Source organism: Acinetobacter higginsii, assembly GCF_000369525.1.
Taxonomy (GTDB): Bacteria; Pseudomonadota; Gammaproteobacteria; order Pseudomonadales; family Moraxellaceae; genus Acinetobacter; species Acinetobacter higginsii.
Genome location: NZ_KB850076.1, coordinates 134903 through 148754, shown reverse-complemented (window position 1 = coordinate 148754; position 13852 = coordinate 134903). Strand labels below are relative to the sequence as shown.

Below are 13852 nucleotides of genomic sequence, written 5' to 3'. Positions count from 1 at the left end.
CTAGAAAAAATGTAAAAATGTGCAGGTTTTCGGCATGCGATGACACCCTTTCCATATAAACATAACCAAAGTTAAGCTTTCTTAGCTAACTGGAACTCTTCATAAGAATCAAAAGGCATTTGTGTTTTTGTATCAATGATTTCAGTCAGTTCATCACCTAACATAATCATATTTCGGGTGGGAACACCTTGTAGCTGAATCTTTAATTGATCATTATCCAAAAACTTAAATTGCCCTGCATAAATTTTAGCTGGGCTATTATCATTATTATTGGTTTGTTCCAAGACAAAAGTTTGATCTGCGTTGATTTTAAGATCAATTCCTGTACCCAAACAGCCATCACAACTGGTTACGCAAGTCGCACATGGAACCACGCCAGAATAATGCCCGACCCATGCCTTAAGCTCAGGATGATTGACGAAATGTTGCTTATTTGAGTGTAGATCTGGCGTTTGTGCTTGCGTATTGCTTTGATTTTTTGCCTCATTTGACTGTGAACATCCCAAACTGATACTGGCAAAAACAAAGGAAGTCAGCAATGTCCTTTTCATATACGATTTCTCTCAAACTCAATATTTAACATTCATCGCAGCCTCAACACGACATGGCGCATCACTATACGTTCAGGAATGGTGCCATGGCAAGTACTGCAATACTGATGTCAGCCAAAGGAATATTTTTAGATTTTATGCAAAAAGCAGTCTTACGAAATGGCTCTGTTTTTTATTCAGAATAAGGTGATTGATATTGGAGTATTCACCATCAAACATCGCAATATTGAACTGAATATTTTAAACACTCAGCTATTCAAAACAAAATCTTTGATATATGGCTGAATTCATTGCACTATGCTGATGAAAATCAGAAGATTTCGCAGGACAGATCACCTCAAACAATTTACTAAATATCATGATATTAAACAGCAACTTAGATAAAAACTATGCATCAAAGCAGATCTAATACCTATGCCAATATGTCTATTTTTTAATCAAAAATGAAATATAATCTTACAAATCATTTTATCTAAACTAATCAACCAACAACTTACTGATAATGAAAAAGATTCTTAAATAGCAATTTAGCTAAGTGATCTGTATAACAGCTCAAATGTTATATTATTACGTTACATTTCAGTTTTTTTAAGATTTATCGCTTACTATGGGCGCCGTAATAAATTCTGGCACACGTTCAGTTGTTTTGAAAATGCGGTAGAGATTCACAATGATTTATGATGTACCTTCAGTTGATCACAGTATGATTCACCCACCTTCGCAACAGGTGGTTATTCCTTATCGAGAAATGCCGAAGGCTCCATCAGAGCCAGCCATTGATGTCAGTAAATTCTCTCAAAAGTTGGCTAAAAGAGCGTCTTATCGTAGCTCATCGCAATGTGCCAAATTTGTCAGAATCGCTTTACAGTCAGCAGGTGCTAAAATTGTACAGCACCCTGTTGCAGCATCAGACTGGGGACGCACCTTACAGCAAATTGGTTATCAGAAAATTAATCCTGAATTTAACAACCCACAACCTGGTGATATTTACATTATCCACCGCACTAAAAAGCATCGCTATGGGCACATTGCAGGCTTTACCGGTTCACAATGGGTGTCTGACTATAAGCAAACTAGCTATGATGTCTATAAAGATCCGAATGTAACGTATAGCTATTACCGCTTAGCACCACAGTATCCGCAGGCTTAATTTATTGGGGCAATTATTTCAGCCCTGATTTTTTATCCAGCTTTTTCAAGACTTCAGCCACTGCCACCATGGCAAAGCTTGAAGTCACCACCACTGCCGAGCCATATCCGCCACAGCGTAGACCCGCACTTGGGCAAACATCCGCACTAGAAAATGGGTTATCGATCGAATACACGCAAGTAATGCCGAATTTCTCTTTTGGCTTTTTGCAAATCCCCATAGAACGCAGTTGAGTACGCAGCTTCGCCAACATTGGGTCTTGTTCGGTCTTGGATAAATCTGCCACCCGAATCTTCAGTGGATCAAGTTTGCCACCCGCTCCTCCCGAAACGATCAACGGGATTTTGTTAAAACGACAGTGCAGCATCAAGGCAAGTTTGGCTTTGACGTCATCAATGCAATCCAAAACAATGCTTGGCACTGGATTTAGAATCTCTTTGACATTCTCAGGCGTCAGGTAATCATCAATCACATTCACTTTCATGCGTGGATTGATCTGGCGACAACGCTCCGCCATCACTTCAATTTTTTCTTGTCCGAGTGTCGAGCTCATCGCAGGTAATTGACGGTTAATATTCGATGCTGCCACCACATCCATATCGACTAAGGTCAGCTCGCCAACCCCTGTCCGCGCCAGTGCCTCAACCGCCCAACTGCCGACGCCACCAATCCCAATCACCATGACATGACTGTGTTCATAATGCGAAAAGGCAGTTTCTCCATAAATTTTGGCGACACCCGCAAAACGGCGCTCATATTCATCATTTACAGGAACATCGGTCATCACAGTCGTGGTCTATCTTTTGAATCAAAGTACTATTTTACCGTGTTTAACTGGTTTTAGGTTAGCCCACTGAAACTTTACTTGATGGTTGATCTCGGCGAATTAAAATAACCAACAAGATAAAAACGATCAGGCTCATGCATAAAGCCAACAGGTTTGCATTGATCCATCCGAGACTACTCAAAATCGGTGCAGGTAAAAATGCCCCTAATGTTGCAAACAAAGCAATTCCTGTTTCATTGATGCCTTGGACACGATGTTTTTGCTGCTCGTTAAGACCTGCTAACAAGGTTGATGCACCTGAATAAGCAAAATTCCAACCCACGCCTAGAACGATCAAGGCAACATTAATATAGATGCCGACCTGTCCAAACATTGGAATTAAAGACGATAACATCAACAAAGCAAAACCAACATAAATCGTGGTATGCGTTCCCCAGCGTTGAATCAGTTTTGACACAAAGAAGGATGGGATAAACATGGCCAGCACATGTAGCTGAATCGAGATGGAAGCATAATGAAATGAGTGATGTTCCTTGAGATGTAAGGAGGACATAATCATCATGACATTCATAATATAGTAGGCAAATGCACCGCTGATCACCGCAGCGATAATCAAAGTGCTTGGCAGTTTGCGACGTTGAGTTGGTTCAATCAGCACTTGCTGTATCTGCTGGCGTTGGAATTTTTTGTTCCATAGATACAAGATCGGAGAAAGCAACAAGGCCAAGACACTAAAGATGAAATATATCGCAGTGAAATCGGGTAAGCCTGCTACCTGTTGAAACTGAATTGCCAACATCGGTGCAATAATTGCTGCGATCACCCCACCCGAAATCACCATCGCCGTGGCTTTTGGAATTAAATCTGTTGCCAGCCGATCAGAGGCCGCAAAACGATAAAAATTCGCAGTTGAGATAAATAAACCCAATGAAAAATGGCTCAGGCACAATAAATAAAATTGTTGCTGCTGTAGAGCCAAATAACCGAGAACACCAGCAGAGAAAAGACAGATGCAACCAAACTGGAAAACCAAATGCCGCCCAAGCTTTTTCATTAGAAAAGAAAAAATAAAAGTAGTCAGTAACATCGCTAAAAACTGCAGACCATACGGAACTGTAGCCAAAGCCTGAGTTGGCGCTAACTTTAACCCCACAATTGCAGCCACGGTAACAGACAACACCGCAGCAATTAAGTTAAAGGCCTGTGCAACCAAGAGATAATAAACATAGCGAGGTAACTGATTCAAAGCCTTTATCCAATTTAATCGGGCCTGACTACCTTAACGCTGAATGCTTGAAATTCAAACAAAAAAAGATGAAAGACCAGCTTTCATCTTTGATTTAAGAGTGTGTTTCGTTATGCAGCAATCAGATTTCGTAATACATAATGCAAGATACCACCTGCTTTAAAATATTCCACCTCATTCAAGGTATCAATACGACATAACACTTTGAATTGGTCTTGACTACCATCTTCTCGTTGTACCTGAATATCCAAAGTTTGATGTGGTTGGATATCATCAGATAATCCATGAATCGACAGTACTTCACGGCCAGTGAGGTTTAAGGATTGACGTGTTTGCCCATCCACAAACTGTAATGGCAAGACGCCCATACCGACCAAATTAGAGCGGTGAATCCGTTCAAAACTTTCAGCAATGACCGCTTTAACGCCTAAGAGATTGGTCCCTTTTGCAGCCCAGTCTCGTGATGAACCCGTTCCATACTCCTTACCTGCAATAATCACCAACGGTGTTTTCTGTTGCTGGTACAGCATGGATGCATCATAGATGGCCTGCTTTTCACCTGTTGGAATAAAGATGGTATTACCACCTTCTTCACCACCCAGCATTTCATTCTTGATTCGGATATTGGCAAAAGTCCCACGCATCATCACTTCATGGTTACCACGTCGAGAACCATAAGAGTTGAAATCTTTCGGTTCAACTCCCTGCTGCTGTAAATAACGTCCTGCTGGGCTGTCTTTTTTGATATTCCCTGCTGGAGAGATATGATCGGTGGTGACTGAGTCACCCAATACCGCCAAGATGCGTGCCTGTTCAATATTGCGAATGGCTTTCGGAGGCTGATTAATTTCCTCAAAAAATGGTGGATGGCGAATATAAGTCGAATTATCTTGCCACGCATAAGTTTGGCTTTGTGGAATCTGAATCGCCTGCCAAGTTGCATCACCATCAAATACTGCTGCATATTCTTTATGGAACATGTCGGTATTCACTTTTTGCAGTACTTGATCAATTTCAAACTGACTTGGCCAAATGTCTTTCAAATAAACATCTTGTCCATCTTTGCCTTGTCCAATTGGTTGGGTGGTTAAATCAGTACGGATATTCCCCGCTAAACCATAAGCCACGACCAAAGGTGGAGACGCCAACCAGTTGGTTTTTACCAATGGATGAACACGTCCCTCAAAGTTACGGTTACCTGAAAGCACTGAAGCCACATTCAGATCATGGCACTGAATTGCTTCTTCAATCGGTTCAGGTAAAGGCCCAGAGTTACCAATACAGGTGGTACAACCATAACCCACTAAGTTATAGCCCAACTCATCCAAGTACGGCGTTAAACCTGCCGCAGCCAGATAATCGGTCACCACTTTAGAGCCCGGAGCCAGTGAGCTTTTCACCCATGGTTTGCGTTGCAGACCTTTCTCAATTGCTTTTTTAGCCAATAGTCCCGCAGCTAACATCACACTTGGATTGGAAGTGTTGGTACATGAGGTAATCGCGGAAATCACTACATCACCATGATTCAATGGATAAGATTTACCTTCAATGGTGCACGAAGGTTCTTCATGCGCTAAATTCGCTTTCTTGGCTTCAACAGCCGTACCTCCGCCGCCTTCATTCTCTAAACGTTCTTTGGCTTCTTTCGCAGGTTTTAAATTCAGCTCCATCAATGCATTAAATGTTTTCGGAACATCACCCAACAAAACCCGATCTTGTGGACGTTTTGGCCCAGCCAGACTGGCTTGTACGGTACTCATATCCAGACTCAAGGTATCGGTAAATACAGGTTCATCGCCTGCATGACGCCACAATCCTTGTTGTTTACTATAGGCTTCGACTAAATCTATACGTTCTTGTTTGCGGCCAGTTAGGGCTAAATATCCCAATGTCACATCATCAATCGGGAAGAAACCACAGGTTGCTCCATATTCAGGTGCCATATTGGCAATGGTCGCACGGTCAGCCAATGGTAAATCAGCCAAACCATCACCATAAAATTCAACGAATTTACCCACCACGCCTTTTTGACGCAGCATTTGGGTAATGGTCAGAACCAAATCGGTCGCAGTAATGCCCTCATTCAATTTGCCTGTGAGTTTGAATCCGATCACTTCTGGAATCAACATGGATACAGGTTGCCCAAGCATCGCTGCTTCGGCTTCAATCCCGCCCACACCCCAACCAAGTACACCAAGGCCATTGATCATGGTGGTATGTGAATCTGTTCCAACTAAGGTATCTGGAAAGGCAAAAACCTGACCTTCATCATCACCTAACCAGACCGCTTGCGCTAAGTATTCTAAATTGACTTGGTGGCAAATCCCTGTACCGGGTGGCACCACACTAAAATTATTAAATGCAGATTGTCCCCAACGTAGGAATTGATAACGCTCGCCATTGCGTTGCATTTCAATTTCAACGTTCTCGGCAAAGGCATTTTCATCAGCAAAATGATCAACCATCACCGAATGATCAATGACCAGATCAACGGGTGACAAAGGATTAATCAGGTTAGGATCACCGCCTGCTTGAGACATTGCGGCACGCATCGCAGCCAGATCGACCACTGCTGGAACACCAGTGAAATCCTGCATTAACACCCGTGCAGGACGATATTGAATTTCCTGATCAGAACTTTTGGTTTTCTGCCAATCAACCAAGGCCTGAATATGCTCCACTTTTACACTTTTTTGATCTTCGAAACGGAGTAAATTTTCTAGCAAAACCTTTAAAGACTTTGGCAATTTATCAATATTGCCAAGTGTTTCAGCTGCTCGCGCTAAACTATAGATTTGATAGGATGTCGAACCGACGGTGAGTGTTTGTAATGCATTGAAACTATTGATTTTGCTATATCTGGCCATAAGGTTACCCTCCCAGTATTGGCTGGTTGTTTATTATCAAATTGTTCTTTTAATGTACCCCTGTTTAGAAAAGTATGTGTTCCCTTTTAGTATCTTATTTTTAACGAGATTATTTGCTTATTCTCTTAAAATTTAAGTCGCAACGCAGCCAAGGAGTTTTGCCATACTTGTGCAGCCAGCTGCAACTCAGGCTGGTCAAGGGTCTGAGCCAAACTTTCCAGAACATAGGGTAGGTTGACTGGGGTATTACGTGTGCGATGCTCGGTTGAAGTTTGGCAAGACAACGGCGTCATATCTGGACAATCTGTTTCAATCACCAAATTTTCACTGCCTATCGCTTGTACCACTTGATGCAGTTTTTTGGCATTTGGATTGGTGATTTGTCCTGTCACCCCAATTTTAAAGCCCAGTTTAACCAAGGCTTTGGCTTCTTCGACGCCACCACTAAACGCATGAGCAATGCCACCCAATTTGAATTTTTGTGTTTTTAAAATGGCAATGGTTTCTGCATGCGCCTTACGGATATGCAATAACACAGGCTTTTGATATTGAGTTGCCAATACAAGTTGCTCAATAAAATAATGTTGTTGCTTGGCAAATAGTTCAGGCTGTTTATGTTGTTTTAAAAAGGTATCTAAACCAATTTCACCTACAGCCACACAGTCATGCTGCTGTAAGACTTGCTCAAGTCGCTGTAAATGTTCTGGCTGATGTTGTTCGATATAAAAAGGATGCAAGCCAGGTGCCAGATAAGAAGTCGGCACCTTATCCCAAGCGTGTAATTGTTGATGGGTGTGGATCAGCTCATCGAATCGGGATTCAACAAAACCGATTAGCACCAAAGCATCGACCCCAACCTGTTTTGCTTGTTCAGCCAGATGTTGCCGATCATGATCAAAATCGGCAACATCAAAATGGGTATGGGTATCGAACAGTTGCATTAACTTTGACTTGGCGTACTTGCAGCGGGGGTAGATGCTGCTGGCGTATCAATTTTTGGTAAATATTCAGGTTTTAACACGCCTTGTAACTCACTAAATGGAATCACTAATCGCGGTAAACCGACGACATAAGGACCAATCTCATATTCGCCATATTGCAGAATTAAACCCTGTTCACCCAATAAGAAATTATCGGTGACTTGGAATGGCCAAGCCTGTTCATATTCTTTCGGATCTGTTGCAAGTTTTGAATCGACAATCCACACTTTAAATGCGTCATGCGCCAGTTTGTCTAAAGTTGCTTTTTGCTTCGGCAATAATAGGTCATGCAATTGAATCTGTTTTTGGTTCGCTAAATCAAAGTTATAGTAACGTTGTGAGGTTGAACCATGCGCTCCACCCAAATAACTGCTGCTATTCAACACTACGGTTGCTAGCTGGCCTTTCGGTTGCAAAATTTTAGGCTTAACCATTAAGCTGATCTGATGACTACTACTCAGTGCTTTTAACTCATCATCTATTTTAACAAAGGCATTGGCATAGGCTTGTGCCTGAGCATCTAAACCTGTTTTTTGCTCAGTCGTTTTTGGAGCAGATGCTGCTGAAGCATCGGCATCAACGACATCGAGCATTTTACTCAGTTGATCGAGAATCTGCTGATCCAGTAACTGGTCAATAAATGGGAAATTACTTTGTAATCGTTCAACGGTAAAATCTGGGCAGGTATTACCTTTACATTCAGGTAAAGTCACCTGTAGCTTCACCGTTTCACCACGCAAAATCGGCTCGGTAGTTTGCTGTGCCGCTGGTGGATCTGTCGGTTTATCCTGTGATTCTTTAGGTTCTGATTTCGGCTGGCAAGCGGCAAGCAGAATTGCACATGCGAGAACGCTAAATTTAGAAATTGTTTTCATTTAAAACCTATCAGCATTGTTATTACACAAGATTTTTAAATGCTATCGAAGTTAAAGCAAAACCGCTACAGGCACATGCAATTTCTATACGAAACTTAGAATAGTGACTTCTGTCTCAATTAAAACATTTGCTGGTAAATTTCAGCTTGTAGCATCTGTTTGCTTTGTTCAGTGGTTAAATAAATATCTAACTGTGGTGCATCTTTGCTGATTTCATTGGCACGATAATGCACTCCAATGCCTTCTCCATCAAAGAACCAATCAGCCTGTCCCCAATACAGTTTTTTCGGCACTTGCTTTTTGACTTCTGCCGATTGCTTGTCTACCCATGTTTGATAGTGGCTTTGAATAATCTGGTTTAAGGCATTTTGCTGATTCTTCTGAATCACATCCAAAACACTCACACTTTTCTGCAACTTTCGATCTGCCACAAAAAAGTAGAAGCGATCTTTCACCGCAATATCTTCTTGTTGCGTATCCACGCCCACTTGCAACAACACATATTGATTCCGTTGCGAGGCAATACGTGTGGTTAAATGCAGTTCATAGGCTTTGTTTTTAGAATACTTATCCTGCCATTCATCCGACTTTTTCACATAGGCATTAATCGCTTGTTGCAAGGTTAGATTCTTATTTAACTCAATCTGCTGTTGAATCACGTTGGCCTGATTTTTCGCAATCCACGCATTCAGCCATTCATCTTGGGTTTTAATGGTTTGGATATCGACATCAATACAGTTCTTTTTCTCACAAAATGGCAAGGCATAATCGGCCTTGGCTTCTTTCATATTTAAGTAAGGAAGAACATCGGCTTTTTCGACCGATGTCGCAGCCTGTTCTTTGGTCTGCTCTGCAGTGCTTTCATTTTTATTCGGATGATCACATGCCGTTAAAGCCATCATTCCAATCAATACACTGACAGCAAAAAGTGGTTTTAAAGTGTTCATTGCATCATCCTTTATTTTTAGTTCGTTCAATTAAAAACAGCCTCTAATTAGAAGCTGTTTTTGTGCAGTTTAGTGTTCTCGTGTGTTACGGAACTGAATGTCTGGCCAACGTTCTTGCATTAACTGTAAGTTTACACGACTTGGTGCAAGATAAGTCAGATGACCACCGCCATCCACTGAAAGCTGGTCATGTGCTTTTTTCTTGAATTCATTCAGGATCTTGTCATCATCACAATGCACCCAGCGCACGGTATGCACACTGACTGGCTCATAAATACAGTCAACCTTATATTCTTCTTTTAAGCGGTAAGCCACCACATCAAACTGTAACACACCCACTGCACCAACAATCAGGTCGTTACTGATCTGTGGCATAAATACTTGGGTTGCACCTTCTTCAGATAATTCTTTCAAACCTTTTTGCAATTGCTTCGATTTCAAAGGATCTTTTAGGCGAACACGGCGGAACATTTCAGGTGCGAAGTGCGGAATCCCGGTGAAATGCAAATCTTCACCACTGGTAAAGGTATCGCCAATCTGAATGGTCCCGTGGTTATGCAAACCAATGATATCACCCGGCCAAGCTTCTTCCAGATGCTCACGCTCGCCCGCAAGGAAAGTCAATGCATCACTGATACGGACATCTTTACCAATACGCACATGATTCATTTTCAAACCTTTTTCATACTTACCTGAGCAAATACGCATAAAGGCAATACGGTCACGGTGTTTCGGGTCCATATTGGCCTGAATTTTAAACACGAAGCCTGTGAAACCTTCTTCATTGGCTTCAACAATACGTTCTTGCGTTGGATGTGCTTTCGGCTCTGGCGCCCAATTAATAAAGGTATCCAAGACATGGTCAACCGCAAAGTTACCCAATGCTGTACCGAACAATACAGGGGTTTGTTTACCTTGTAAGAATAACTCACGGTCTAATGGCTCATTGGCCATTTGTACCAATTCAAGTGATTCCTCAAATGATGACCATGCCAACTCACCAACTTTTTCACGAATATCAGCATGATCATAACCATCACGCACTTCGATATCGGTAATGGTTGAACCAAAACCTGCTTTATAGACATACAGTTTGTTTTCTAGCAGATTGTAAACACCCGCAAAATCACGCCCCATACCTAAAGGCCATGTAATCGGCACACAACGAATATTCAGGACATTTTCAATTTCATCGAGCAACTCTAAAGGCTCGCGAATCTCACGGTCCATTTTGTTCACAAATGAAATGATTGGTGTGTCGCGCATACGACACACTTCCATCAATTTAATGGTACGTTCTTCGACACCTTTTGCACCATCGATCACCATCAACGCAGAGTCCACTGCGGTCAAGGTACGGTAAGTATCTTCTGAGAAGTCTTCATGCCCCGGTGTATCAAGTAAGTTAATGGTGTGCTTTTTATAAGGGAACTGCATCACCGATGTGGTAATCGAGATACCACGTTCTTTTTCCATTTCCATCCAGTCCGACGTTGCAGAACGATCAGACTTACGGCTTTTTACCATACCAGCAACTTGAATCGCCTTACCCCATAACAACAGTTTTTCTGTCATGGTGGTTTTACCCGCATCGGGGTGGGAAATGATGGCAAAGGTTCTACGAGCCTTTACTTCTCTAGCTAATTCATCTTTAAACATAAGAAAAATCTACAATATGTACACAGTTATGTACACATTTCTAAATATGTACTAAAACTGAAAAAGTGGGAATTCAAAATTGGCGTAATTGTAGCAGATTTAGAGTTGTATAGGCATAGGTGGAAATCCAGTGGCTTTTTTTTTGGGGGGGGGAAACACCTAGTTTTATAAACTCAATTTATCTCTTTGCTTCGGACTTTTCGGCTTATCGGGAATTGATGTTTGCTGGATTAACAGGACACTCTTACTTAGGAGATTCTAGGCAGGCAACTTGTAAAAGTCCTCTGCCATTTGATTTGGTGCATTATTGTAGCAATCGCCTTTTTTACTCATCGAAGCCTGAAATCCATATTTTTCAATCATATTGCGATATTCATGGCTGCAATATTGGCTTCCTCTGTCCGAGTGAACGATTAATTTTCGAGATGGTTTATGATTGCCAACAGCCATGCTGAGAGCAGGGGTAATCAATTAAAAGACTCCATCAATCTTGGAGAATATTCTCCAGAGCTTGATGATAATGGTATTTATATTTTACCTGCTTCAGGTGAGTATGAAATTAGAGTATTACAACCTAGATCACAGGCAAGAAAAGATAAAAAACCTCAATACTGGATGAATATTAACATTAAATAAAGACTTGCTAGATTCTTTTAAGCTTTTATACAAGGGTTCAAAAACTATTGCCAGTTAAACGGGGCCTGATTTTTACGTATATGTGTTTATGTTAGTAAAATGATGTAGTTTACTTGTTTAAGACCCCGAGGAATAATTTAATCTTGCTGTGCGTTAGCCACGTTTCTTTCTTTCAAAAGTTGATTATATCTTTCAACGTAACCGTCACGATATTCAAGCTCTTTTGATAGGAATTTACAGTGGAAGAACAGGCGCAACTTGTCTTAAATAATGGTAATTCCTTATCTTTAAAATAGAGAACGCCCGATGAAATTCATTAGGCGTTTACTTAAATATGTGTCAGCTTATTTTATAACTAGCTGTACTTGACAATCACGATTCTTTTTCTCAATTGCCTTAAAAATCAATCTTGCTATTTTTGACTTTTCACACCATTTTGTTCAATTTGTACTGCGGCTTGCCAGCTAGGTAGTTGGCTTAAACCTGCTACATAACGTTGGATATGGGGATAATTTTCACCTTGTCCCATATGATAAACTAAAGCATGTAGTCCAAAGCCCATCATAAAGTCAGCACCGGTTAAACGGTCTGCCACTAGAAACTCTTTATCTTTTAAATATTCATTTAAATAGCTAAATACTTTATCGAACTCAACTTGGGTATAATTTTCTAGAAATACCAACTTCGTACCCTGCTTGGTTTCAATCGCATTAAACGTTTTTAATAAAAATGGCAGCATGGCAGAGCTTTCTGAGAAATGAATCCACTGTAGATAATCGACATAGGTAGGTTCATCCATATCAGGTCCTAAATGCGGCGCAAGTTTCTGAATTAATAACTCAACGATTGCGCCTGACTCTGCAATAACTTTGCCATCCCATTCCAATACTGGAGATTTCCCTAAAGGATGGATGGTTTTTAAAGAGTCAGGGGCCAAATGCGTGTTTGAGTCACGATAATAGCGTTTCAGCTCATAAGGCTGCTTGATTTCTTCAAGTAACCACAAAATGCGAAAAGAACGTGATTGATCTAAATGATGTAGTGTAATCATGATAATTCCTATTTTTTTAAATTTTTACAACGACTTTGCCAAAGTTTTCGCCTTTCAACATACCATTGAAAGCATTGATCGTGTTATCTAAACCTTGCACCATATGCTCTTTATATTTGATTTTTCCGTCTTTCAACCATTCAGACATTTGCTGATAGAATTCCGGATACTGACTGCCATAATCATCAAAAATAATAAAGCCTTGCATGCGAATACGTTTTTTTAAAAGGGTAGAAATAAAGCCCGGTAAACGGTCTGGCCCTTGTGCTTGCTCGGTAGCGTTATACTGGGAAACCACACCACACACCGGTACACGTGCCGCAGAGTTAAGCAATGGCCATACAGCATCAAACACTTTACCCCCCACATTCTCATAATAAATATCAATACCGTTGGGAGCTGCTTGTTGTAATTGTTCTGCAAAATTTTCATCATGATGATTGATACAAGCATTGAAGCCGAGTTCTTCTACTGCATAACGACATTTTTCAGCCCCACCTGCGACGCCAACCACGCGACAACCTTTAAGTTTGCCAATCTGTCCAACCGTAGCACCAACAGGTCCTGTTGCAGCTGCAACGACCAAAGTTTCACCAGCTTTAGGCTGGCCAATGTCCAACAACCCCATATAAGCAGTAAATCCTGGCATTCCCAAAATACCCAATGCCCAAGATGGATGTTCAGGTTGCATACCTAAGCTTTGACAGGCAGACCCATTAGAAATTGCGTAGCTCTGCCAGCCATTTCCGGAAAGAACCCACTCGCCTTCTTTAAATTTTGGGTTTTTAGAGGCCACCACTTGACTGACTGTTCCACCGACCATCACTTCGCCAATTTCAACCGGTGCTGCATATGAAGGAGCATCACTCATGCGACCACGCATATAAGGATCGAGTGACAAGTAAATGGTCTTTAACAATATCTCGCCTTGTTTAAGTTCATTGAGCTCAATTTGCTCAATACGAAAATCGCTGTGTTTTGGCTCACCCACTGGCCGTTTAGCTAAAACGATGCGTTGATTAATAACTGTTTTCACAAATATAACTCCATGTTTTATTTAGAAGTATTTCTCTTCACAATCAAAAATTATGATTAAAATTTCT

At 41.2% G+C, this 13852-nt stretch carries 11 protein-coding genes and 2 pseudogenes; 2 read left to right on the top strand and 11 right to left on the bottom strand.

The window, feature by feature from the left end:
• Window positions 1-71: 71 nt before the first annotated feature.
• Window positions 72-551 carry a copper resistance protein NlpE N-terminal domain-containing protein gene (locus F902_RS21100; RefSeq protein ID WP_005206953.1) on the bottom strand — a complete coding sequence of 160 codons (480 nt, stop codon included), beginning with the start codon at window positions 549-551 and terminating at the stop codon, window positions 72-74.
• Between the two features lie 670 nt (window positions 552-1221).
• Here F902_RS21100 and F902_RS21095 point away from each other — a divergent pair.
• Window positions 1222-1701 carry a CHAP domain-containing protein gene (locus F902_RS21095; protein ID WP_005184842.1) on the top strand — a complete coding sequence of 160 codons (480 nt, stop codon included), beginning with the start codon at window positions 1222-1224 and terminating at the stop codon, window positions 1699-1701.
• Window positions 1702-1714: 13 nt separating this feature from the next.
• Here the strand turns inward: F902_RS21095 and F902_RS21090 are convergent, their stop codons facing one another.
• From F902_RS21090 to F902_RS21055, 8 genes and pseudogenes are all read right to left on the bottom strand, one after another.
• Window positions 1715-2485 carry a tRNA threonylcarbamoyladenosine dehydratase gene (locus tag F902_RS21090; RefSeq protein WP_005206952.1) on the bottom strand — a complete coding sequence of 257 codons (771 nt, stop codon included), beginning with the start codon at window positions 2483-2485 and terminating at the stop codon, window positions 1715-1717.
• 61 nt (window positions 2486-2546) lie between these two features.
• Window positions 2547-3734 (bottom strand): MFS transporter, encoded by a 1188-nt coding sequence (locus F902_RS21085; protein ID WP_005206951.1) that lies wholly within the window; start codon window positions 3732-3734, stop codon window positions 2547-2549.
• A gap of 110 nt (window positions 3735-3844) precedes the next feature.
• Complete coding sequence (gene acnA, locus F902_RS21080) at window positions 3845-6601, bottom strand: aconitate hydratase AcnA (RefSeq protein WP_005206950.1); 2757 nt, start codon at window positions 6599-6601, stop codon at window positions 3845-3847.
• A gap of 125 nt (window positions 6602-6726) precedes the next feature.
• Window positions 6727-7542, bottom strand: a complete 816-nt coding sequence (locus F902_RS21075; RefSeq protein ID WP_005206941.1) for a TatD family hydrolase — start codon at window positions 7540-7542, stop codon at window positions 6727-6729.
• Window positions 7542-8456: an RsiV family protein gene (locus F902_RS21070; RefSeq protein ID WP_005206939.1), complete on the bottom strand. Its 915-nt coding sequence runs from the start codon at window positions 8454-8456 to the stop codon at window positions 7542-7544. Before F902_RS21070 ends, F902_RS21075 begins: the two co-directional genes overlap by 1 nt.
• A 119-nt stretch (window positions 8457-8575) precedes the next feature.
• Window positions 8576-9403: a hypothetical protein gene (locus tag F902_RS21065; protein ID WP_005206936.1), complete on the bottom strand. Its 828-nt coding sequence runs from the start codon at window positions 9401-9403 to the stop codon at window positions 8576-8578.
• A gap of 69 nt (window positions 9404-9472) precedes the next feature.
• Entirely contained in the window at window positions 9473-11062 is a 1590-nt protein-coding gene (locus tag F902_RS21060; RefSeq protein ID WP_005206934.1) for a peptide chain release factor 3, read from the bottom strand.
• A gap of 297 nt (window positions 11063-11359) precedes the next feature.
• Window positions 11360-11533, bottom strand: a pseudogene (locus tag F902_RS21055) (DDE-type integrase/transposase/recombinase); the annotation flags it as partial.
• Here F902_RS21055 and F902_RS21050 point away from each other — a divergent pair.
• Window positions 11519-11698, top strand: a pseudogene (locus F902_RS21050) (hypothetical protein); the annotation flags it as partial. The pseudogenes F902_RS21055 and F902_RS21050 overlap by 15 nt on opposite strands.
• 412 nt (window positions 11699-12110) lie before the next feature.
• Here the strand turns inward: F902_RS21050 and F902_RS21045 are convergent.
• Window positions 12111-12749, bottom strand: a complete 639-nt coding sequence (locus F902_RS21045; protein ID WP_005206931.1) for a glutathione S-transferase family protein — start codon at window positions 12747-12749, stop codon at window positions 12111-12113.
• Between the two features lie 16 nt (window positions 12750-12765).
• Entirely contained in the window at window positions 12766-13785 is a 1020-nt protein-coding gene (locus F902_RS21040) for an NADP-dependent oxidoreductase (RefSeq protein WP_005206929.1), read from the bottom strand.
• Between the last annotated feature and the right edge of the window lie 67 nt (window positions 13786-13852).